Origin of the sequence: Pararhizobium gei (assembly GCF_029223885.1) — a bacterium.
GTDB classification, from domain to species: Bacteria; Pseudomonadota; Alphaproteobacteria; order Rhizobiales; family Rhizobiaceae; genus Pararhizobium; species Pararhizobium gei.
Window position 1 is genome coordinate 1,957,632 of sequence record NZ_CP119409.1, and the last position, 23,349, is coordinate 1,980,980.

Consider the following 23,349-nt stretch of genomic DNA (forward strand, 5'->3'; position numbering starts at 1 on the left):
GAATGAGCAAAAAAGACGAACTCGTCTTCCTGCCCCTGGGCGGGGTTGGAGAAATCGGCATGAACCTGGCCTTGTACGGCTATGGCGAGCCGGCCAACCGCCAATGGATCATGGTCGATTGCGGCGTGACTTTTCCGGGGCTCGATCTGCCCGGTGTCGATCTCGTGCTGCCGGATATCCGCTTCCTTGCAAAAGAGCGCAAGAACCTGAAAGGCATCATCATCACGCATGCCCATGAGGATCATTACGGCGCGCTTGCCGATCTTTGGCCGGGTCTCAATGTTCCGGTCTACGCTTCACCCTTTACCGCAGGCATGCTCGAAGCCAAGCGCAGCTATGAGCGCAGCCGCGCGGAAGTGCCGATCACGATCTTCAAGGAAGGCGACCGCATCACTGTCGGGCCTTTTGAAATTGAGGCCATCGGCGTCAACCATTCGATCCCCGAGCCAATGTCTCTGGTAATCCGCACGCCGCTTGGCAATCTTGTCCATACCGGCGACTGGAAGATCGATCACGCGCCGTCGCTTGGGCCGTTTACCGATGAGGCCCGTTTCCGTGCCGTCGGCGACGAAGGCGTGCTGGCGCTGATGTGCGACAGCACCAATGCTGTGCGAGACGGCGTATCTCCTTCGGAAGAGGAAGTCTCCGCGAGCCTCACGAAAATCATCCAGAGCGCCCAGGGCCGGGTTGCGATCACCACCTTTTCCTCCAATGTCGGGCGCATTCGCTCCATCGCCAAGGCGTCTGCCGCCGCCGGGCGCGAAGTGCTTCTGCTTGGAAGTTCGATGAAGCGCGTGGTGCAGGTTGCCCGCGATGTCGGCCTGATGGAAGGGCTCAATCCCTTCATCGCCGAGGACGAGTTCGGCTATATCCCGCGCGACAAGGTGGTCGTCATCCTGACGGGAAGCCAGGGCGAATCCCGCGCGGCGCTTGCCAAGATCGCCCGCGACGAGATGCGAAATGTTGCTTTCACGGCCGGCGACACGGTGGTGTTTTCGTCGCGCGCCATTCCCGGAAACGAGAAGGCGATCAACGACATCAAGAACGGCCTCGTCGAGCAGGGCATTTATATCGTCACGGATAACGAAGCGTTGGTGCATGTTTCCGGCCACCCGCGCCGCAACGAATTGCAGCAGATGTACCAGTGGACGCGGCCACAGATTCTTGTGCCGGTTCACGGCGAGGCAGTGCATCTGTCCGCGCAGACGGAACTAGGCCTGCAGGCGGGCATCAAGACCGTGCCGCGGGTGCGAAACGGTGATATCCTGCGCCTTGCGCCAGGTCCGGCAACGGTCATTGGCACGGCGCCGCATGGCCGCATCTACAAGGATGGCAGCCTGATCGGCGATTTCGAGGAGATGGGGATCGGCGAACGCCGCAAGCTTTCCTTTGCCGGACATGTCTGCGTCAATGTCGTGCTGGACGAGCGTTACGACTTCAATGCCGATCCGGATGTCGTGACCATCGGCCTGCCGGAGTTCGACGACGAAGGCGAGGACATGAACGACACGCTCTATGATGCCGTGCTCGGCGCTGTCGAGAGCATACCCCGCGGCAAACGCAAGGATCTCGCCATGGTGCAGGAAGCTGTGCGTCGTGCCGTTCGCGGGACGACCAACGAGATATGGGGCAAGAAGCCGGTCGTAACCGTTTTCATCAACAAGCTGTAACCACGGCGGGGCGGCGATAGCTATGCTGGGACGGGTCAACCACATTGCTCTTGCCGTGCCGAACCTGGCCGAGGCAATCGAAACCTATACCTCTACACTCGGCGCATCCGTTTCCGAGCCTGAACTGTTGCCTGAGCATGGCGTCCGTGTGGTGTTCGTGACGCTGGAAAACACCAAGGTGGAACTGCTGGAGCCGCTCGGCGAGACTTCACCGATCGCGGCTTTCCTCGCAAGGAACCCGGGTGGCGGCATGCATCACATCTGTTATGAGGTCGATGACATCATATCGGCTCGCGACCGGCTCGTCGCTGCCGGCTGCAGAGTGTTGGGCGATGGCGAGCCGAAGTTCGGCGCCCACGGCAAGCCCGTCCTTTTTCTGCATCCCAAGGATTTCTTCGGGACGCTGATCGAGCTGGAGCAGGTGTGACAGAAAGGCGCGAACTACCGGTTTGTCCATCGCCGCACATCGCGGTATAAGCAGACGATAATCATACGAAGCCGGTCATGGGCTTCGTGCCGGGCAGCGAGAGACCGACATGCCGTTGTTTTCGACATTTGCGATTTACTTCATTATCTGGTGGCTGACGCTTTTCATGGTTCTGCCAATCGGCTTGAGAACGCAGGCGGAAGAAAAGAGCGTCGTGCCGGGAAGCGTCGAGAGCGCACCGTTGCGGTTTCGGGGATGGCGGGTCTTCGTCATGACCTCGGTGCTGGCAGCAGTCATTCATTTGACCTGGTACATCCTGTCCGTTCGCCTTGGTTATGGACTTGACGCCATCCCGCAATTTGCACCGAAGTTCTACTGACGATGACGCTCCGCAAAGAGTGGGCGTCCAAGCGATAGCAGAGCCTTACCGGCTGGCTCCGCAAATGAAATGATTTGCTGACTGAAAAATGCCATGATCGTGGCGACGGGATGAATTCGAATTGTTTGCAGGTTGGGATAAAGTCAAAAAAAAACAAGGCTAAAAGCCTTGTTCTTAAAGTATCGCGTGATCTATAATCCGTTTCCGGTGGCTGCGTATAACCGCGCCTAAGATCTTATCCTCCCAAGACTTGACCGCGAAATCGACAAGAATTTAATCTCCCTGCCTCTTTTCTGAGCCGAAACTAGCTCAAACATTATGCGTTGTCATCATATTTTTTTGCATTTTTGTTACACTTGAGCAAAATTTTCCGATTGACATCGACCATCACTTTCCGGTTATTAGTCCGCTTTTTTCCCGTCTTTAGATCCCGGCATATATCCTGCCGTCCATTGCCGGATTACCTTGCAACATGACGGGTTTTCTTCCTTCCGCGAAGCGTTTATGAACGCGGGGCACGGTTCTGAAGTTGCCCGCCGCCAGCCGGATCGACGATGTTCCCTGCAGTCCAGATTGACGATCCCGATGCGCTCAACGCGCGACGGGCTTTGCAAGTTCAACCTTATTTCGCCCGAATCCATCGATAGTGCGAAGTGCATCAAGTCCCGGAACCCGTCCATGCGCCTGTCCCGCTTTTTCATGCCTATCTTAAAAGAAAATCCGAAGGAAGCGGAGATCGTTTCCCATCGGCTGATGCTGCGCGCGGGCATGATCCGCCAGCAGTCCGCGGGGATTTATAGCTGGCTGCCGCTCGGCAAGCGGGTTCTCGACAAGGTGAACGGCATCATTCGGGAAGAACAGAACCGGGCCGGTGCCGTCGAGCTTCTGATGCCGACCCTGCAGTCGGCCGAGCTATGGCAGGAAAGCGGTCGCTATGACGCTTACGGCAAGGAAATGTTGCGCATCAAGGACCGGCAGGACCGGCCAATGCTCTATGGACCTACCAATGAGGAAATGATCACAGACGTGTTCCGTTCGACGATCAAGTCCTACAAGGATCTGCCGCTCAATCTCTATCATATCCAGCTGAAATTCCGTGACGAGATCAGGCCGCGTTTCGGCACCATGCGCTCGCGCGAGTTCCTGATGAAGGATGCCTATTCCTTCGATCTCGACCGGGAAGGGGCCGTCCAGTCCTACAACCGGATGTTCGCCGCCTATCTCAGGACCTTCTCGCGGCTTGGCCTGCGCGCCATTCCGATGCGCGCCGACACCGGCCCCATCGGCGGTGATCTCAGCCATGAGTTCATCATTCTCGCCGATACCGGCGAATCGGAAGTCTTCTGCCACAAAAACTTCCTCGATTTCGATATCCCGGCTGAAGATACAGATTTCTGGGATGCCGATGCGATGAAGGCGGTTTTCGACCGGTGGACTTCGGTTTATGCCGCGACATCCGAGATGCACGACGAAGCAGCCTTCGGCGCGATCGATGAGCAGTCGAAGATCTCTGCCCGGGGCATAGAAGTGGGCCACATCTTCTATTTCGGAACGAAATATTCCGAGGCCATGGGCGCCAAGGTGCAGGGCCCCGATGGCAAGGAACACACGGTCCATATGGGCTCCTACGGCATCGGCCCGACCCGCCTCGTACCGGCCATCATCGAAGCGTCCCATGACGAGAACGGCATCATCTGGCCGGCCTCCGTCGCGCCCTTTGGTGCTGTCGTCATCAATATGAAGTCCGGCGACGCGGCCTGTGACGCAGCGTGCGAAACACTCTACAGCGCTTTGAACACGGCGGGTCTCGATCCGCTTTACGACGACAAGGAAGATCGCGCCGGCACGAAGTTCGCGACCGCCGATCTGATCGGCATTCCCGTGCAGATCATCGCGGGCCCACGCTCCGTCGCAAGCGGCGAGGTCGAGCTCAAGGATCGCAAGACAGGCGCACGCGAAACATTGACCGTCGAGGCGGCGATCAACAAACTGACCGCTTCGAATTAAGGGGCACGGCATGAGCGCGACCACGCTAGACGAGGACAAGCCGGCGGTAGCGGCCAAGCCGCCCGGCCGGGCCTTTTCGACCTTCGAGCGCATGGTGGCGTGGCGGTACCTGCGCTCGCGGCGCAAGGAAGCCTTCATCTCGGTGATCGCCGGATTTTCCTTCATCGGCATCATGCTCGGCGTTGCGACGCTGATCATCGTAATGGCCGTGATGAACGGATTTCGCACGGAGCTGATCTCGCGCATCCTCGGTATCAACGGCCACATGATCGTGCAGCCGCTTGATGGGCCGCTCAACAACTACGCTGAGCTTGCGACGAAATTTTCCGGCGTCACGGGCGTGACCATGGCGATCCCGATGATCGAGGGGCAGACGCTGGCGTCAGGCCCCGGCGGCGCCGGCACGGGCGCGCTGGTGCGGGGCGTGCGTGCCGACGATCTTGCAAAGATGAGGTCGATCTCGGACCATCTCGTCTCCGGCGATCTCGTCGGGTTTGCGGCGGGCACCGGCGTTGCCATCGGATCGCGCATGGCCGAGCAGCTCGGCATTACCGCCGGGGGCACGATCACGCTTGTCGCGCCAGAGGGCGACATCACGCCAATGGGCGTCAATCCGCGCGTCAAGTCCTATACGGTTTCGGCCATCTTCGAGATCGGCATGTCGGAATATGATGCGTCGATCATCTTCATGCCGCTCGAAGAAGCGCAACTCTATTTCAATGCCGAAGGGATCGTGCAGTCGATCGAACTCTTCGTCACCAATCCCGACCTCGTCGATGATCTCCGCCAGCCCATTGAAGACGCCGCCGGCCGCCAGGTGCTGATCAGCGACTGGCGCGACCGCAACAAGACATTCTTTTCAGCACTTCAGGTGGAGCGCAATGTCATGTTCATGATCCTGACGCTGATCGTTCTGGTGGCGGCGCTGAATATCGTGTCGGGGCTGATCATGCTGGTCAAGGACAAGGGCAGCGACATCGCCATCCTGCGCACCATGGGCGCGTCCTCCGGGTCGATTATGCGCATCTTTTTCATGACGGGGGCCGCCATCGGCATTGTCGGAACTTTCGCCGGCGTGCTTCTCGGCGTGGTGGTCTGCCTGAATGTCGAATCGATCCGCCAGTTCTTTTCCTGGATCTCCGGAACGACATTGTTCAATCCGGAGCTTTATTTCCTCAGCCAGCTTCCGGCCGACATGAATCCGGGGGAGACGATTTCGGTCGTCCTCATGGCCGTCGGGCTGTCCTTCCTTGCCACGATCTTTCCGGCCTGGCGCGCCTCGCGCCTCGATCCGGTTCAAGCTCTGCGCTACGAATAACAAGGGTAAAAAGAAAATGACTGCGCGCGTGGCACTGCAGCTTACCGGCGTCGAGCGCCATTATTCTCAGGGTGAAGAGAGGCTTTCGATCCTGAAGGGCGCTGATTTCTCGCTTCATGGCGGCCAGACTGTGGCGCTTGTCGCGCCATCCGGCACGGGCAAGTCGACGCTTCTGCACCTCGCCGGGCTGCTGGAGCGCCCGGACGCCGGCGAGGTCCTGATCAACGGTCAATCCTGTGGTGCGCTCGGCGACGAGCAGCGCACGGCCATACGCCGCAACGATATCGGCTTCGTCTACCAGTTTCATCATCTGTTGCCGGAATTCACGGCAATCGAAAACATCATGATGCCGCAGCTGATCGCCGGCCTCAACAAGGCCGAGGCCCGAGAGCGCGCTGCCGCCCTGCTGGACTATATGCGCATCGGTCACCGCGCCGAGCATCGGCCTTCGGAGCTCTCGGGCGGCGAGCAGCAGCGCGTCGCAATCGCGCGTGCCGTGGCCAACGCGCCTCTGGTGCTGCTGGCCGACGAACCGACGGGCAATCTCGATCCGGAAACGGCGGGCTATGTCTTCGAAGCGCTGGAGGCTCTGGTGCGCCAGTCGGGCCTGGCGGCGATGATCGCGACCCACAACTACGATCTTGCCTCTCGCATGGACCGGCGGGTCACGATCGAGGACGGCAAGGTGGTCGAGCTTTAGAGCCGTCCGGATTTACGGACGACCGCAGGCGGACTGGCCCCGCTCGTCCGACCAGTCCGTAAGGAGCACGATCTCGCCGGTGGTGGCGACAGGGTTGCCGTTGCTTTCGCCCTTGCCGGTCAACACGTTCAGATCGCAGTCAAAGCTATTGTCCGGATCCAGTGTATCGTAGGACGTATAGGTATAGCCCGCGACGACGAAATCGAAGTTGCGGTAGGCGATGGTGAGTTTCTGCTCCCATCGATCCCGGCCGATCGCGTCATTGTGAGAGGTGATCAGGATCGAGCCGTTCGGCAAGGCGGCGATGGACGGTTCCTGGCCAAATGTTTCCAGATTGCCCCAGATCTTGTTCGGAGCGACTGTCTTCACGTGCAGCCGGTTTGTCTCGCCTTTCAAGAAAATATAGACCGCATGGTCTTCCTCGTTGTTGCTGGCTGCCGGTTCGACCAGCATTGCAAGGTCCGGGCTTCCATCCTTGTCCCAGTCACCTGTTGCCGCCGAAATGATCCTGCCGGGATCGAGTGTCTCCGCCTGCACACTGAACGCAGTCAGGCAAAATAAGATAGTCGCGGCGGTCTTCGGCAGCGTCATGATCGATCCCTTTGGCTTCATTGCTGCCAAACTAATCGGCGGAACGCTTGACGTCCAGAGATCCGGATATACCCATCGATGTTTTAGAGCGGCACCCGATCTGACTGAATCGCGCCGGCTATTCAAATCGTGATTTGTCTGATTCAAAAGGAGCCGCCGGATGGAGGCGGCGGATATGTCGAAGGCTTTATCGATGGATTTGCGGGTGCGTGCTCTTGCTGCGGTTTCGCAGGGCCTGTCGCATCGGGCGGCGGCTGAACGTTTTGAGGGGAGCGCCGCCAGCATCAGCCGCTGGCGCAAGCTTGAGCGTGACCAAGGCGATGCCCGGCCTCGTGCCCTGGGCGGAGATCGGCGCTCCGCCCGCATCGATGCGCATATGAATGCCATCCTCGAAGCCTTGGGGCCGCACAAGGATGCGACCATCGAAGAGGTGCGGCGTAGCCTTGCCGAACAAGGACTGTTCTTCGGCTTCGGCACGATCCAGCGTTTCTTTGCCCGTCACACCATCACGCGTAAAAAAAGAGCGCGCACGCCTCGGAGCAAGACCGTCCCGACATCCTGAAGCGGCGGCAGGAATGGTTCGATGGCCAGATCGACCTCGACCCCGCGCGCCTCGTCTTCATCGGAGAGACCTGGGCTTCGACAAACATGGCGCGACGCCATGGCCGATGTGCAAGAGGCGAGCGCCTGCGCATCAGCGTTCCTCATGGTCATTGGAAAACCACAACCTTCATCGGAGCGCTGACGTTACGCGGCTTCATTGCGCCTTTCGTCATCGACAGACCGGTTAACCGCATCATTTTCGAAACATATGTCGAGAAGGTATTGCTGCCCGAGCTTCGGCCCGGTGACATCATCGTCATGGACAACCTGTCCAGCCACAAGGGGCCAAGGGTGCGGGAAATGATCGAGAGCGTCGGCGCGAGGCTCGAATACCTCCCGCCATACAGTCCGGATTTCAATCCCATCGAAAACGCGTTCTCAAAACTCAAGGCTCTGCTACGCAAGGCAGCCAAGCGATCCATCGGCGGCCTCTGGACAACCATCGGCCAATTGCTCAACCTTTTCACCCCAAACGAATGCCAGAACTATTTCGCCGCCGCTGGATACGATGCAACATGATCGGATTCCGCTCTAGCGAGACGGCCTCTGAATATCACATAAAATTGCTTGACGATGGAACAAATATAGAACATAAAAAGAACATTACGGAACAGGAGACATGCAATGACCGATTTTATTCGTGACCTCGCCGCGTTTGCCTCGATCGCCATGTTCGTCGCCAGTTTCTCCATCATTGTGATGGGAATGTAATGCCTTCGGCTTGTTCACGACGGTGGCTGTGGACAAGCCGCCGTTTACCGTCAGAAATTTCGGTTTTGGCCGGATGAGATGACACTCAGACGAGAAAACCGGTTATTCTGGAGCCCGGCTGGAATCGGGGTGTGGAATGGCGGATCTGGGAAACGGCAAGCGGCAGGATCATTTGGTCGCTGATGGCGGATCGCCGCAATTCGTGCATCTCCGTGTCCACTCTGCCTTCTCGCTGCTCGAAGGCGCATTGCCGATCAAGAAGATCATTGGCAAGGCAGTTGCGGACAGTCAGCCGGCGATCGGAATTGCGGATACCAACAATCTGTTTGCCGCACTCGAATTTTCGCAGAAATGCATGGACGACGGCCTTCAGCCCCTGATCGGCTGCCAATTGTCGATCGATATGGAGGACGAGGCCGAGGGTGAGAAGCGCGGCCATGCGCAACATCTGGCCAAGCTTCCTGCGGTCGTGCTGATCGCGGCAACGGATGCTGGCTATGTCCGCCTGGTCGATATCGTCAGCCGCGCCTATCTGGGCGGCGAAGCAAACCAGTCGGTCCGTATCGCGCTGTCATGGCTGACCGAGGGCGGGACGGATGGCCTGATCGCGCTCACGGGTGCTGTTGGCGGACCCGTCGATATGGCTTTGAAGGCTGGCCATGTAGGATTGGCCGAGGCGCGTCTGAAGACGCTCGCATCCCTGTTCGGCGACCGGCTTTATGTCGAGCTGCAGCGTCATGGAAAGTTCGACCGTCGCCATGAGGGACGGATCATCGATCTCGCCTACAAGCTTGAGCTGCCGCTGGTGGCGACGAACGAACCGTTCTTTCCGTCACCGGCCGAATTCGATGCCCATGATGCGCTGATGGCCGTCGCCCACAATGCCATGGTCTCGGACGACAGCCGCTTCCGCCTGACGCCGGATCATCACATGAAGAGCCGCAGGGAGATGGCGGCCTTGTTTGCCGACCTTCCGGAAGCGCTCGAAAACACGATCGAGATCGCCCGGCGTTGCTCGTTCGTTTTGAAAACACGGGCGCCGATCCTGCCACGTTTTACAGGCGGATCGGACGATCCGGCCGAGGCCGAGCGGGAGGAAGCGCTGGAATTGCGCCGGCAGGCCATCGAGGGACTGGACGAAAGGCTGGTGAAGCTTGGCATGTCGCCGGGCTATACCGAGGCAGAGTATCGCGAGCGTCTGGACTTCGAACTCAGCGTCATCGAGAAGATGAAGTTTCCCGGCTACTTCCTGATTGTCGCCGACTTCATCAAATGGGCCAAGAATCAGGATATTCCTGTCGGTCCCGGTCGCGGGTCGGGTGCCGGCTCGCTGGTTGCCTATGCGCTGACCATCACCGATGTCGATCCCTTGCGCTTCTCCCTGCTGTTCGAACGTTTCCTCAACCCCGACCGCGTTTCGATGCCCGACTTCGACATCGACTTCTGCCAGGACCGGCGCGAAGAGGTGATCCGTTACGTGCAGCGCAAATACGGGCGCGAACAGGTGGCGCAGATCATCACCTTCGGCTCGCTGCAGGCGCGCGCGGCACTTCGCGACGTCGGCCGCGTTCTTGAAATGCCCTATGGTCAGGTCGACAAGATCTGCAAGATGGTACCCAACAATCCCGCCAATCCGACGACGCTGGCCAAGGCGATCGAGGAGGAGCCGCGCTTCCAGGAAGAGGTCGACAAGGAGCCGGTCATCGGCCGTCTGCTCGATATCGCCCAGAAGATCGAAGGGCTTTACCGCCATGCCTCGACTCACGCCGCCGGCATCGTCATCGGCGACCGGCCGCTGTCGCAGCTTGTGCCGATGTACCGAGATCCGCGCTCCGACATGCCGGTCACCCAGTTCAACATGAAATGGGTGGAGCAGGCGGGTCTGGTCAAGTTCGACTTCCTGGGTCTGAAGACGCTGACGGTGCTGAAGGTCGCAGTCGATTTCATCAGGAAACGCAATATTTCCGTGGCGCTTGAAGCGCTGCCGCTCGATGATCAGCCGACCTATGACATGCTCTCGAAGGGCGATACCGTCGGCGTGTTCCAAGTCGAAAGTGCGGGCATGCGCAAGGCCCTGATCGGCATGCGGCCGGACTGCATCGAGGACATCATCGCGCTGGTGGCGCTGTATCGTCCGGGGCCGATGGAAAACATCCCGGTTTACAACGCCCGCAAACATGGCGACGAGGAAATCGAATCGATCCATCCGAAGATCGATTACCTGCTCAAGGAGACCCAGGGCGTCATTGTTTATCAGGAGCAGGTGATGCAGATCGCCCAGGTCCTGTCGGGCTATTCGCTCGGCGAAGCCGATCTTCTGCGCCGCGCCATGGGCAAGAAGATCAAGGCGGAAATGGACATGCAGCGTGCCCGTTTCGTCACCGGCGCCGTGGCAAACGGCGTTTCCAAACCGCAGTCGGACATGATCTTCGATCTTCTGGCCAAGTTCGCCAATTATGGCTTCAACAAGTCACATGCTGCAGCCTACGCCATCGTTTCCTACCAGACGGCCTATCTCAAGGCCCATTTCCCGGTCGAGTTCCTCGCCGCGTCGATGACGCTCGACATGTCGAACACCGACAAGATCAATGATTTCCGTCAGGACGCGATGCGCCTGGGCATTGCTGTCATCCCGCCGTCCGTCCAGACATCGTTCCGTCGTTTCGAGCCCGGCGACCAGCGCATCTACTATTCGCTTTCGGCAATCAAGGGCGTCGGCGAAGCGGCTGTGGATCATATCGTCGAGGTCCGGGGCGATGTGCCCTTCGCCAATCTGGAGGACTTCTGCCTCCGGATCGATCCGAAGCTGCTCAACCGCCGTGTTTTCGAAAGCCTGATCTGCGCCGGTGCCTTCGATTGTTTCGGTTACGACCGGGCCGAGTTGGCCGGCGGCCTGGACCGCATTCTGGGCTTTGCGCAGATCGCCCAGGCCAACAAGGTGAGCGGCCAGAGCGACATGTTCGGGGCAGGGGCTGCCACGGGGCCGGAAAAGATCAGCCTGCCTGCCTATTCCCCCTGGCTGGCATCGGAAAAGCTGCACCGCGAGTTTCAGGTGCTGGGCTTCTATCTCTCCGCCCACCCGCTCGACACCTACAACGATCTTCTTGCCAAGATCCGCGTACAGACCTTCGCCGATTTTTCGGCTGCGGTGAAGAAGGGGGCGACCGCCGGCCGCCTTGCCGGCACCGTCACGTCGAAGCAGGAGCGCAAGACCCGTACCGGCAACAAGATGGGCATTGTTGCCTTTTCAGATTCGACCGGCCAGTTTGAAGCGGTGCTGTTTTCGGAAGCGCTCAACCAGTATCGCGACCTGCTGGAGCCCGGCAAGTCTCTGGTCATGACGGTCCAGGCGGAGGAGCGGCCGGAGGGAATCGGGCTGCGCATCCAAACCCTACAGTCGCTGGAGGAGCGCTCCTTGCAGATGCAGAAGGCCTTGCGCGTCTATGTCCGTGATTCCGGGCCGTTGCGCTCTGTCGCGACGCATCTCAACACGCGCGGCGATGGCCTTGTTTCTTTCATCGTCATCAAGGACAACGGACAGCGCGAGATCGAGGTCGAACTCAACGAGAAATACAGGATTTCTCCCGAGATCGCCGCGGCTCTCCGTTCGGCACCCGGCGTTATCGATGTCGAGCTTGTCTGAACGGGGCCGGAGACCTTTCAGCTCTTGGATTTTGCGCGGGTAATGGTCACGAAGTCGGTGCCATCGCCGGTTTCCTGACCAAGGCCCATGTCGGAGATGGTCAGCGACGAACCTTCGGTGAGCAGTTCGCCGATCCGTTGGCGTGCATCGTCGGCAATCGAAATGCGTGCCAGGGTTCGCTGGAGAACATTGAAGGCCGTCGCATCTTCTTCCACCGTGATGCCAAGCCTCTTCTTCATCGGCCCGGGAAGATGATTATCCATCGTTGTGGCGAACCATTCGCCCTTGCCGGTCGCGGGATTTATATCCTGGAACTGGAGAAAGTGTGTGCCGAGTGCGATCTCCGGCTGGGTGATTGTGACGGGGATTTCAAACAAGGGTTCGAAGTTCCGGCGGACCAGAAGCTGGCCGTTCGGCGGTTTGCCCTTGCCGGCCTTTGCATAAAGAGCGTCCACCAAAGCGTCCGTTACCCGGCCGTCGATGGCAATGTTTTCGGCAGTTTGAAACGCCTTGATCGCTTCGAAGGTCAGAGCCCCGGCATAGCCGTCCGGGACGCCTGCGGCATAGCCCAACTGATTGAGCAATGCCTGGATGTCCAGCATCTGTTCGCGCTGGCCGCGATGGGTGATCAGCATCCGAAGCGGCGGTTCGTCCTTCTTCTCGGCCACGGGAGCGGCCAGCGGATTTGGATCGATGGTTGCGACCTCGATGCTGCCCTGATGGATCTGCGAGACGCTCGGCCGAAGCATTGCGTCCGAGAGCAGCGCCGGTTGGGCCGCCACGGGCTGGAAGAGAAAGGCATTGGCGATCGGTGACGGGGCCACCTGCCTGTCGGAGATGAGCACATGCAAACCCCGGTCCGTCATCTTGAACAATTGCTTGGCAAAGCTGTTCGGCAGTCGGACGCAGCCATGCGAGGCGGGATAGCCAGGTACATGCCCCGAGGCATGCAGGGCAATGCCGGACCAGGTCAGGCGCTGCATGAAGGGCATCGGCGCATTCGAGTAGATGTTGGATTTGTGATGCCGCCGCTTTTCCAGAATGGAGAAGACCCCGGTGGGCGTAGCATGCCCCTTCTTTCCCGTCGAGACATTGGAAGTCGCGATCACCGTGTCGCCATCGTAGACGACCAGCGTTTGCTGATCCTTCGACACGACGATCTGCAGCGGTGGCTGGCCGCCGGCAAGAGCGGTGCTGGCACCGAGAACGAAAGCGAAACCGAAGCCAAATGCGAAACGCAGAACCATGGACACACCCGGACGAGAAGAACGACGATGAGTTTAGACTGAGAGATTTAAGGAAGATTTGCTGTTCCACCCGGAACAGTGGCGGCGCCATCACGATTTCGTGCGGCGCCCCTTGCCAAAGGTGTAGCCCGTCTCGACCGTGTCCTTGCCGAATTTGTCGCGCAAAGCGTTCATCGCAGCCTCGGCGGCTGCCCGACGGCTTGCCTGTGCATCGACAAGGTCGGGCGGGTCGGCAAGACCGGGCTCTGAAAGATCGGAAACGCCAATGCCGATCAAACGGAATTTGGTACCATCGGTTTCGCGGTCGAGCAGTTGCATGCCGGTTCGGAAAATCCTGTCGGCAAGCTGCGTCGGGCTATCCAGCCGACGGTTGCGGGTTCTGATCTTGAAGTCGGCGGTCTTCAGCTTGAGCACGACGGTCTGGCCGGCGGTTTCCGACTTGCGCAGCCGGTGTGCCACCTTTTCGCTGAGCCGCCGCAGATGCGACACGAGGTCGCCGTAGTCGCAGAGATCGTCATTGAAGGTCGTCTCGGAAGAAACGCTCTTTGCCTCGCCGTTGATTTCGACGGCGCGCTCGTCCTGTCCGCGCGACAGCCGGTAGAGCCGCTGCCCCATCGTGCCGTAGCGCTTCATCAGATCGGTTTCATCCATCCGCTGCAATTGGCCGATGGTCCTGATGCCGTCGCGCTCGAGCGTCGAGGCAAACGCCTTTCCGACACCCCAGATCAGCGTTACCGGCTTGTCCTTGAGAAAACCCAGGGCATCGGCCGCGCCGATGACGGAAAAGCCGCGGGGTTTTTGCAGATCGGATGCGACTTTTGCCAAGAATTTGCAGTAGGACAGACCGACCGATACGGTAATGCCGATCTCCTGTTCAATGCGCCTGGCAAGTTTCGCAAGCGTGCGGGCAGGCGGGTCGTGATGCAGCCGTTCCGTTCCATCAAGCTCCAGAAAGGCTTCGTCGATCGACAGCGGCTGGACCAGCGGCGTCAGATCCTGCATCAGCATCCGAACTTCACGGCCGACCCGGACATATTTCTCCATGTCCGGCTTGATGACGACGGCCTGCGGGCAGGCTTCCAGCGCCTTGAACATCGGCATGGCCGAGCGCACGCCGTGAATACGCGCAATGTAGCAGGCCGTGGAGACGACACCGCGTTTTCCGCCGCCGATGATCACCGGTTTGTCGGCCAGTTCCGGATTGTCCCGTTTCTCGACGGAGGCGTAAAAGGCGTCGCAGTCGATATGGGCGAGCGTGAGCGTATAGAGTTCCGCATGATAGACCAGACGTGGGCTGCCGCAGGCGCGACAGCGACGCAAGCCTCCAGGCTCTTCCGTCATGCAATCGCGGCAAAAGCCGGGAACTTGTAACTTATCTGCCATTGCCCGGAACAAACATTGAACGTTTCCACGATACGCTCTAAGCTCCCGACTCTCAAGAGACGGGGCAGGCAATCAGATGACGATTCTGCGCAGGGACCATCCAGCAAAATCGCCAAACAGCCGGCGTCTTTCTCCTGGAAATCTATGTGGCGAGGTGGCGTCTGATGATGGCAGCCGCTTCCGGCCAGCTGGCGGCCTTTATAATGCCTTTGCCGGGTTCGGGGGCGAGCGCCCGGAAATCGGCATTCGCCATCATATTGATCAGCAGACATCCGGGAGCATGGTCGCGTGCCGAATGCAGATTGCGAAGAATGTCGTCGATGAAGACAAGCCGGTGGCATCGCCCGTCATGCAGACATCGAATGATCGGCCCCTTGTGGTCTGTGCTCGCCAGCAAAGGGTAGCAGAGCCCGTGACGGTCGAGCAGCGACCTGCGGACGGCGCTGTGCCGTGGAGCCATTTTTGTGAGAAAGACGATATCGGCATCCGCGGAGAGGGCCGCCAATGTCTCTACGACCTGATCCGCCGGCGTCTGCCATTCGTCCTGCTGGGCATAGAACGCATCGAGCAGTTCCGTCACCAGAGTGTCGGCTATCTCGATGCCGCTGGCAAGATCGATGATGTTGCCATGCAGCCGGAACGAGCGAGGCAGCAGTTCGCGACCCGAGGCAAGCAGGAAATTGCGGAACGGGGTCAGGAACTCCAGCACCACCTCGTCAATATCGCAGACGACAAGAGGCCGCTCGGACAGGTGCACATGGTCCAACGACACTATTTCGGACAAAGTCAGAAATCCCCGGCTTCCGGACCGGACAGCGCGGTATGGGCACGCACCACCATGTCCGGGCTGATGCCGCTGGCGGCAGAAAAGGCGAGCAGCGTCGGTTCGTGGCCCATCAGGAAATCGATGACGCCTGCCAGGAAGCCTGGATCGGCCGCGGCATGACGCAGGTTCGACGGATCGGTGCCGGTGAGAGCGAGGAAACGACCGAGCAGTTCTGGTTCATTTGCCAGCCAGGCAAGAGCGACGATTGCGGTTTCTTCTGCCGGTGTCAAAATAATGCGTCCTCGTTAGCTTCAGGTGATTTCTCCGGGAAATATTACCTGTTTTTCAACCAAATAGCTTTACCGTGCAGTTTCCGGGAACTGGGCAGGACACTGGTGTGTACCTTATAGGCGCGCATAGGGCTTGCAAGCCGGAGCTTCAGAACAAGGGACCGAAATGCCCAAGCAGGTGATGATTGTTGAAGACAACGAGCTGAATATGAAGCTCTTTCGCGACCTGATCGAGGCATCCGGTTATACGACCATCCAAACCCGCAACGGAATGGAAGCTCTTGATCTGGCGCGCAAACATCGGCCGGATCTGATTCTCATGGACATCCAACTTCCTGAAGTGTCGGGGCTCGAGGTGACAAAATGGCTGAAGGAGGACGACGAATTGCACGTCATCCCGGTCATCGCCGTCACGGCTTTCGCCATGAAGGGGGACGAGGAGCGAATCAGGCAAGGGGGCTGCGAGGCCTATGTCTCAAAGCCGATTTCGGTGCCGAAATTCATCGAGACGATCAAAACATATTTGGGCGATGCGTAAACTATCATACGGCGCCGCACTGGGCGCAATGGATGCCCGGCATAATAGCGGGCGCATATTGACGGGAAAAATTGCATGACAGCACGTATTCTTGTCGTCGATGATATACCGGCAAATGTCAAACTTCTGGAAGCACGGCTCGTGGCCGAGTATTTCGATGTCCTCACCGCTGCCGATGGTTACGAGGCGCTGGCGATTTGCGAGCGGCAGCCGCTGGATCTCATTCTGCTCGATATCATGATGCCGGGGATAGACGGGTTTGAAGTTTGCGAGCGTCTGAAGGCTAATCCCCGCACGGCGCATATTCCGGTCGTCATGGTAACCGCTCTCGATCAGCCTTCCGACCGCGTCCGCGGCCTGAAGGCCGGTGCCGACGACTTTCTCACCAAGCCGGTCAACGATCTGCAACTGATGTCGCGTGTCAAAAGCCTGGTACGGCTGAAGAATGTCAGCGACGAACTGCGTCTTCGTGCGGAAACGGCACACAGCGTCGGGCTGCAAGATCTCTCCTCGAGCGATCGCCCGGACGAATTCGGCAACATCCTCCTGGTAGACGGCCGTGGCAGCTCTCAGGAGCGCATTGCGCGGGCTTTGAAGCCTGTAGGGGCCGTCACCGCAATGTCGGATCCCCAGGGGGCTTTGTTCGAGGCGGCGGAAAATAGTTTCGACCTGGTTATCGTCAATTCAAATTTCGAAGATTATGACCCCTTGAGGCTCTGCTCGCAGCTTCGTTCGCTGGAGCGCACGCGCTTTATACCCGTGCTTCTGATTGCCGAGCAGGGCGACGACGACATGATCGTGCGCGCGCTCGATCTCGGTGTCACGGACTATCTGATGCGGCCGGTCGATCCGAACGAACTGGTAGCCCGCAGCCTGACGCAGATCCGCAGGAAGCATTGCAACGACCGTCTGCGCGCCAGTGTCAAACACACGATCGAACTCGCCGTCACCGATGGCCTGACGGGTCTGCATAATCGCCGCTATCTCGACAATCATCTGAGAATCCTGATCGACCGTGCTGCCGCCCGCGGCAGGCCTTTGTCGATCTGCATGACGGATATCGACCGGTTCAAGAGCGTCAACGACACGTACGGACATGATGCCGGCGATGAGATCCTGCGGCAGTTCGCCCAGCGCGTTCGGTCCACCGTGCGCGGTGCGGATCTGGCCTGCCGGTTCGGCGGAGAAGAGTTTGTCGTGGTGATGCCGGACACGCCGGCCGATGCGGCCGTGGTCATTGCGGAGCGGCTTCGGCGTATCATCGAAGACAGGCCGTTCTCGCTCCAGAACGGGGAGAAGATTCTGTCCATAACCGCGTCCCTTGGCATAGCCACACTCAACACGGGCGGCGACTCGCCGGAGGCCTTGGTGAAGCGGGCCGATACGGCTTTGTATCAGGCAAAGAACAATGGCCGTAACCGGGTGGTCGCCGCCGCGGCGTAAGTGCCGTAACGCGAGGCAGTCGTCCACAGGAAAGCGAAAAAGCGAATAGGAGTTCTCGAAACTCGCTTCCCGTGGCCTGCTAGGTTAGATGCGAATCATAAATATAAAATAAAATCAATGGATTGTCAAGTAATCTGAAAGTCATGAACTCGATCGCTCTTTGCTGTCAGGTGTTTTTTTGTCGAGAAAATAACGATACCTCTGCTTGAGCACGTGCGGTGTCTGCGTCCCGTCTTCGCAAGAAGATGTTAAAATTAACCATTCCTAAGATAAGTCACGGCTTGTGGTTAAGAATTCATTGATTTTTTTCCGTTTTTAGACAATTCTGTCGTCAAGGAAGATAAACTTCCGCCCAGTTACCCCATGATGTCAGGTCCGCCGCATCTCCTGGGTCGTGGGGTTTGCCGGCTGGTTGGTTCCAATGCGGTTCCTCGTGCCGCGGTTTTGATCAGCCGGCAGCCATTCGAGCGCCGTCCCTTTCGGGGCGGCGTTTTTGATTCGAGGCGCCGGCTGCTCATGACAATCCAGTCAAAAGAAAAGGCGCCTAACTCCTGAGAGTTGGCGCCTTTTGAAGGGGATAACCCGATCTTACTTGATCTTGGTTTCCTTGAATTCGACGTGCTTGCGTACGACCGGATCATATTTGGTCATGGACATTTTGTCCGTCTTGGTGCGGCTGTTCTTGGAGGTCACGTAGAAGAAACCCGTGTCGGCCGTCGACAGAAGCTTGATCTTGATTTTTGCAGCTTTCGCCATGGTCGTCCTGCCTTTATAAAAAACGAAGCCGCAAACACCAAAAAGGGTTCCGGCAAACTTGGCGCGAAACTACAAATCGCGCCCGAAAAGTCAAGTCCGTTTTGGGTAGAAACCAATCCGGACCACGGAAAGTATCACGTAAAGGCCGAAAAATCCGGCAATCGCCCATGCAAAGCCGTCATTGCCGGCAACGTCCATCGTTGCGCCGATGACCTGGGGCCCGGCCACTGTACCCACTGCATAGGAGAAGATGAAAGCGGCATTGGCGGCGGCCAGGTCCGCTCCATGAAGCCGCGATCCCAGATGGCTGAGGCCTACGGTATAAAGCCCGGAAACACTGCCGCCCCAGAACAGCAGCACGACCGCCATCAACATCCAGTTGCCCTGCAGCAACGGCAGACACAGCGCGCCGACGAGGCCGACGACGGTCATAAGCGCAAGCAGGTTTCTCCGGTCCTTGATCCGATCGGACAGCATGCCCAGTGGAATCTGAAAAATCACATTGCCGATGCCCATGACCGTCAAAAGCAGCGCTGCCTGCGATTCGGTGAAGCCGCTGCGCGTCCCGTAGATCGGAAACAGCGATAGACCACCCGATTCCACCGCGCCGAAGATGAAGACCGCAGCCGTCGCCGTCGGCACGAGGAACACATAGCGCATGAAATGGAGTTCGGGCTTCTCGTTGAGGTCCGGGCTTTCATTGCGCGCCAGAAAGATGGGAATGGCCGCGAGCAGGATGACACCGGCACCGACAGCGAAGGGAAGGATGCCGTCGCTGCCGAGAATCGAGAAGAGCAGGGGACCGGTGGCAAAACCGAGCGACAGCACGGTGCCGTAGATGCCAAGAACGAGTCCGCGGCGGCTCGGAGGTGCCGTTGCATTGATCCAGAATTCCGACAGCACGAACAGGACGGTAATTGCGCCGTGAAAGACGACCCGAAGGGGAAACCAGAGCCAGAAATTCTCGATGTAGTAAAAACCGAGAGCACTCATAGCAGCCATGCCGACCGCCATCAGCATGGTATTGGCAACGCCGTAGGCATGGGCGATCTTTGCCGTCACCACTGCCGCGGCCATGGAGGCAAGCCCCGCCATGGCCGAGTTCAGGCCGATCAGGGTCGAGGAGATACCGCGCTTTTCCATGATGATGCTGAGCAGGGGCAGGCCAAGGCCGATCGCGATGCCGACCGCGCTGATCGCGGCGATTGCGGCGATCAGCGATGGCCAGTGTATCTCCTCAACCGGCGCAGACGTGCCGGACGGCGGCTGTGACATCGGATGAAATTCCTTACAGAAGGTCGCGGATCAGACGTCCATGACGTGTATGGTAGAAAGGTACGGGCCTTCCAAAGGGCAGGGAAGCGTCGAATTCAAGGCTCGTTCTCAACTCGGATAAAATAAGTGCTGTGATATCTGGCATTTGCACCGCCGATATGTCGTTGACGTCTATCCATGTCAAATCCTCGAGTTCCCGGCTGTCACGGATATCCGCGGGATCGACACCGACCTCATCGGCAAAGAGCGCGAAGAAATGCGTGTCGAACCGGCGCGGATAGCCCGGAGGTGTAATGGCTCGCGCTATATAGCGCAGGTTTGTCAGGTCGGGAAGGAAGGGAAGCGTGCGCGTGTCCGCGCTGGGGACGCCAACGGCGATACTGGCTTCTTCGTGGAGTTCGCGCAAAGCCGCAAGCAGAAGGGCCCGCAAGCGGCTTTCAGGGGCACGACGACGGTAAGCCACAAGCAGACTTTCGCGAACTGTCGGATGTATGTTCCCCGCCCACTGCGCCCGATTGTCCGCGCTGTCCCTGCGACCGCCGGGAAAGACATAGAGATCCGGCATGAAGACATGAGCCTTGCTGCGCTTGCCCATGAGAACGCGCACAGCGCCCCGGGATCTGTCGAGCAGCATCACGGAAGCCGCATCGCGTGGCCTGATGGCTTTCGATTTGACACTTCCCGAAGCCATGCCCAAGCCGGAATGCTTGGCACCCCCCATCGTCACGCGGACCGGTCCACCACAGGCAGACTGTCGGCAGGAAGGTCGGGACGATCGCCGAAACCATGCATTCTCAGGGCCCATTGCAACCCGACGACGGCGCCCTTGACGGGTTGCAGGAGGGCAAGCGAGCCGAGGATGGTCACGGGCACCCAGATCGCCAGGTGCCCCCAACTGGAAAGCGGCAGCAAAAGTTCGGTGGCCATATAGCCCGCCAGCACGATATGGCCCATGATCGTAACAACGATATAGGGCGGGAAGTCGTCGGCGCTGTGCGTGTCCAGCCGTTCGCCGCAGGCGGCACAGGCATGGACCGTCTTCAGGTAGCCGCCGAACAGTTTGCCGCTGCCGCAGGAGGGGCAACTGTTGAGAAGCCCGCGTTTGATCGAGCGCCAGACGGGGCGATCTGTCTTCGGCGTCTGTGCGAAGCGCACGGTTTCCGTTGATCCGGCGGCAGGCATGTCCATATCCTCAAGTTGTGGATGCGGCTTTGACCTCGCATCCCTTATCGTTTGCCGCGGGGCGGTCTCGTTCCCGGCATGGTCCGTGCACCGCCGCGGTCCCGGCGGCCGGATTTGTGGAACGAGCGCGTTGCCGTCGGCATCTTGCGTCCGTCGCTGATCATCTCGAAGCGAAGAGCGCCGGCAAGCGGCACGGCTTCCACCAGTTTGACACGCACGGGATCGCCGAGCCGATAGCCGAGCCCGGTTTTTTCGCCGGACAGAGCCTGATGCGCCTCGTCATAAATGAAATAGTCGCGTCCAAGCGTTGATATAGGTACGAACCCATCTGCGCCATAGGCCGGAAGGGTGACAAATAGTCCCGATTTCGTCACGCCAGATATGCGTCCATCGAATTCCTCGTTGACGCGGCCGCTCAAATGATGGGCGATCAGGCGATCGACGGTGTCCCGCTCGGCCGCCATGGCACGTCGTTCGAAGGTCGAGATTTCAGCCGCGATGTCGGCCAGCGCCGCTTCCTCGGCAGGCGTTATGCCGCCATCGCCCAGCCCCAGTGTTCCCACAAGGGCGCGATGCACGATGAGGTCGGCGTAACGCCGGATCGGCGACGTGAAATGCGCGTACTTCATGAGGTTCAGGCCGAAGTGGCCAATATTTTCAGGGCTGTAGATGGCTTGGCTCTGGGAGCGCAGCACCATTTCGTTGACCATGGTTTCGTAGGGCTGCCCCTCCGCCTTCGACAGGATGCCGTTGAAGTGATTGGACCGGAGATTGCCGCCCTTGACCAGCGAAAGGTCGAGTGTCGCCAGGAATGTGCGCAGGCTTTCCTGTTTGGCGAGTGAGGGCGCGTCGTGAATGCGGTAGACAAGCGGCTGACGCTTGATCTCGAGTGTTTCGGCCGCCGCGACATTGGCCTGGATCATCATCTCCTCGATCAGCTTATGCGCATCGAGGCGGTCCGGCACCAGGACGCGATCCACCGTCCCGTCGGATTTCAGGATGATCTTGCGCTCGGGCATGTTGAGTTCGAGCGGTTGGCGCCGCTCGCGGCCCGTGGTGAGGATACGGTAAGCGTCCCATAGCGGCTTCAGGATGGGCTCAAGCAAGGGGCCTGTCCGATCGTCCGGATTGCCGTCGATTGCCGCCTGGGCTTGGCTGTAGGAGAGCTTGGCTGCACTTTTCATCATGATGCGATGGAAGGTATGGCCGGCCTTGCGGCCTTCCTTTGAAAACCGCATGCGCACGGCGAGCGCCGGACGATCGACCCCCTGTTTCAAAGAGCAAAGCTCGTTTGAAATCCGCTCCGGCAGCATAGGCACGACGCGGTCCGGGAAATAGACCGAGTTTCCGCGCTTCAAAGCCTCGTGATCGAGTGCGGATTTCGGCCGGACATACCAGGAGACATCTGCGATCGCCACCGTCACCACCACACCGCCCGGATTGTCGGGAGATGGATCCGGCTCGGCATGCACTGCGTCGTCGTGGTCCTTGGCATCGGCGGGGTCGATGGTGATCAATGGCAGCGAACGCCAGTCCTCGCGGTGCGACATGCTCGCGGGGCCAGCTGCGTCGGCCTCTTTGACGACGCTGTCCGGGAAGATATAGGGAATGCCATGCGCGTGAATTGCGATCATCGAGATCGCCTTCTCGGTCGCCACCGAGCCGATGACGGACTTCACCTGCGCCCGCGGCAGGCCGAAGCGGCCAAGGCGCGCGATTTCGACTTCGACCAGATCCCCGTCCTTGGCGTCACCTTCCTGGCCGGCATCGACCTGCAGCTCCTCGCCGCGTCTTTCGATCGGCAGGATGCGACCGCCGCCATCGGGCGAGGCCCGGAACACGCCCATGGCTGCATTGTTGTTGCGCTTGCGGTCGAGAACCTTGACGATCCGTGCGGTATAGGCCGGTCCTCCGCGATCCTTCGACGGAAAGATCTTGGCCAGAACCCTGTCCCCCAGACCGCCGACAGGCATCTTGCCCTTAGCTTTGCTGACGGTGGATTGCCGGATGGAAACGGCAGGTGCGACCCCCGCGTCCTCGGGCCATTCGGCAGGCCGGCCGATAAGATCGCCGTCCTTGTCGCGGGTGGTTATGTCAAGCACCGCCACAGGAGGCAGCGCGCCGGGACGAACCAGCGACTTGCGCTTTTTCTCCAGCATGCCTTCCTCTTCGAGGTCGCGAAGAAGCGCCTTAAGCTCGATGCGTGTCTCGCCTTTGAGGCCGAATGCCTTGGATATCTCGCGCTTCGACGCCTTGTCCGGATTGTCGGTGATGAACCGCATCAGGATATCGCGTGGCGGCACGGCACCATGAATGATAACAGGGTCGTCGGCCGGCGCAAGCGGCTTTTTGGCACCCCGCCCGAGCCGGATTGAGGGCTTTGCAGGCCGTTCGGTTCGTTCGCGCGGGGGCTTGCTCAC

Annotated in this window: 20 protein-coding genes; 10 read left to right on the plus strand and 10 right to left on the minus strand. The window is 59.3% G+C overall.

What is annotated here, in order from left to right; genetic code table 11:
* The first annotated feature begins 2 nt into the window (after window positions 1-2).
* The 6 genes from PY308_RS09590 (at window position 3) to PY308_RS09615 (ending at window position 6,501) form a co-directional block, all read left to right on the plus strand.
* Complete coding sequence (locus tag PY308_RS09590; RefSeq protein ID WP_275790626.1) at window positions 3-1,670, plus strand: ribonuclease J; 1,668 nt, start codon at window positions 3-5, stop codon at window positions 1,668-1,670.
* A 22-nt stretch (window positions 1,671-1,692) separates the two neighbouring features.
* The gene (gene mce / locus PY308_RS09595) at window positions 1,693-2,097 is read left to right on the plus strand and encodes a methylmalonyl-CoA epimerase (protein ID WP_275790627.1); all 405 of its coding nucleotides are present in this window, start codon (window positions 1,693-1,695) and stop codon (window positions 2,095-2,097) included.
* A 109-nt stretch (window positions 2,098-2,206) separates the two neighbouring features.
* Window positions 2,207-2,476 (plus strand): DUF1467 family protein, encoded by a 270-nt coding sequence (locus PY308_RS09600; protein ID WP_275790629.1) that lies wholly within the window; start codon window positions 2,207-2,209, stop codon window positions 2,474-2,476.
* 678 nt (window positions 2,477-3,154) lie between these two features.
* Window positions 3,155-4,483: a proline--tRNA ligase gene (gene proS / locus PY308_RS09605; RefSeq protein ID WP_275790631.1), complete on the plus strand. Its 1,329-nt coding sequence runs from the start codon at window positions 3,155-3,157 to the stop codon at window positions 4,481-4,483.
* Between the two features lie 10 nt (window positions 4,484-4,493).
* Window positions 4,494-5,801 (plus strand): lipoprotein-releasing ABC transporter permease subunit, encoded by a 1,308-nt coding sequence (locus tag PY308_RS09610; RefSeq protein ID WP_275790634.1) that lies wholly within the window; start codon window positions 4,494-4,496, stop codon window positions 5,799-5,801.
* 16 nt (window positions 5,802-5,817) lie between these two features.
* Window positions 5,818-6,501, plus strand: coding sequence for an ABC transporter ATP-binding protein (locus PY308_RS09615; protein ID WP_275790636.1), 684 nt, complete (start codon window positions 5,818-5,820; stop codon window positions 6,499-6,501).
* 12 nt (window positions 6,502-6,513) lie between these two features.
* Here the strand turns inward: PY308_RS09615 and PY308_RS09620 are convergent, their stop codons facing one another.
* Window positions 6,514-7,092 carry a hypothetical protein gene (locus tag PY308_RS09620; RefSeq protein ID WP_275790638.1) on the minus strand — a complete coding sequence of 193 codons (579 nt, stop codon included), beginning with the start codon at window positions 7,090-7,092 and terminating at the stop codon, window positions 6,514-6,516.
* Window positions 7,093-7,267: 175 nt separating this feature from the next.
* Here PY308_RS09620 and PY308_RS09625 point away from each other — a divergent pair.
* Both PY308_RS09625 and dnaE read left to right on the plus strand, forming a co-directional pair.
* Window positions 7,268-8,214, plus strand: a protein-coding gene (locus PY308_RS09625; protein ID WP_275788518.1) for an IS630 family transposase whose coding sequence is annotated in 2 segments (ribosomal slippage) — window positions 7,268-7,616 and window positions 7,616-8,214 — 948 coding nt in all. Because the reading frame shifts where the segments join, the coding sequence is not laid out codon by codon here.
* A gap of 328 nt (window positions 8,215-8,542) precedes the next feature.
* Window positions 8,543-12,049: a DNA polymerase III subunit alpha gene (gene dnaE / locus PY308_RS09630; RefSeq protein WP_275790640.1), complete on the plus strand. Its 3,507-nt coding sequence runs from the start codon at window positions 8,543-8,545 to the stop codon at window positions 12,047-12,049.
* 17 nt (window positions 12,050-12,066) lie between these two features.
* Here dnaE and PY308_RS09635 read toward each other — a convergent pair whose 3' ends face one another.
* The 4 genes from PY308_RS09635 to PY308_RS09650 form a co-directional block, all read right to left on the minus strand.
* Entirely contained in the window at window positions 12,067-13,290 is a 1,224-nt protein-coding gene (locus PY308_RS09635) for a L,D-transpeptidase family protein (RefSeq protein ID WP_275791073.1), read from the minus strand.
* Window positions 13,291-13,386: 96 nt separating this feature from the next.
* Window positions 13,387-14,679 carry a DNA polymerase IV gene (locus PY308_RS09640; protein WP_275790643.1) on the minus strand — a complete coding sequence of 431 codons (1,293 nt, stop codon included), beginning with the start codon at window positions 14,677-14,679 and terminating at the stop codon, window positions 13,387-13,389.
* 142 nt (window positions 14,680-14,821) lie between these two features.
* The gene (locus tag PY308_RS09645; RefSeq protein ID WP_275790645.1) at window positions 14,822-15,463 is read right to left on the minus strand and encodes a hypothetical protein; all 642 of its coding nucleotides are present in this window, start codon (window positions 15,461-15,463) and stop codon (window positions 14,822-14,824) included.
* Between the two features lie 2 nt (window positions 15,464-15,465).
* Entirely contained in the window at window positions 15,466-15,735 is a 270-nt protein-coding gene (locus tag PY308_RS09650; RefSeq protein WP_275790647.1) for a DUF3572 domain-containing protein, read from the minus strand.
* Between the two features lie 166 nt (window positions 15,736-15,901).
* Between PY308_RS09650 and PY308_RS09655 the strand changes: the two genes are divergently transcribed.
* Window positions 15,902-16,273 carry a response regulator gene (locus PY308_RS09655; protein ID WP_003547430.1) on the plus strand — a complete coding sequence of 124 codons (372 nt, stop codon included), beginning with the start codon at window positions 15,902-15,904 and terminating at the stop codon, window positions 16,271-16,273.
* A gap of 75 nt (window positions 16,274-16,348) precedes the next feature.
* Window positions 16,349-17,716 carry a PleD family two-component system response regulator gene (locus tag PY308_RS09660; protein ID WP_275790686.1) on the plus strand — a complete coding sequence of 456 codons (1,368 nt, stop codon included), beginning with the start codon at window positions 16,349-16,351 and terminating at the stop codon, window positions 17,714-17,716.
* 588 nt (window positions 17,717-18,304) lie between these two features.
* Here the strand turns inward: PY308_RS09660 and rpmG are convergent.
* From rpmG to rnr, 5 genes are all read right to left on the minus strand, one after another.
* Window positions 18,305-18,472 carry a 50S ribosomal protein L33 gene (gene rpmG, locus PY308_RS09665; RefSeq protein WP_056331777.1) on the minus strand — a complete coding sequence of 56 codons (168 nt, stop codon included), beginning with the start codon at window positions 18,470-18,472 and terminating at the stop codon, window positions 18,305-18,307.
* A gap of 90 nt (window positions 18,473-18,562) precedes the next feature.
* Window positions 18,563-19,747 (minus strand): MFS transporter, encoded by a 1,185-nt coding sequence (locus PY308_RS09670; RefSeq protein WP_275790689.1) that lies wholly within the window; start codon window positions 19,745-19,747, stop codon window positions 18,563-18,565.
* Window positions 19,748-19,760: 13 nt separating this feature from the next.
* On the minus strand, window positions 19,761-20,438 hold the full coding sequence (locus PY308_RS09675; protein WP_275790690.1) for an NUDIX hydrolase: 678 nt from the start codon (window positions 20,436-20,438) through the stop codon (window positions 19,761-19,763).
* Between the two features lie 32 nt (window positions 20,439-20,470).
* Complete coding sequence (locus tag PY308_RS09680) at window positions 20,471-20,929, minus strand: DUF983 domain-containing protein (RefSeq protein ID WP_275790692.1); 459 nt, start codon at window positions 20,927-20,929, stop codon at window positions 20,471-20,473.
* A 44-nt stretch (window positions 20,930-20,973) separates the two neighbouring features.
* A complete protein-coding gene (gene rnr, locus PY308_RS09685; protein ID WP_275790694.1) occupies window positions 20,974-23,349 on the minus strand; it encodes a ribonuclease R in 2,376 nt (791 codons plus the stop codon).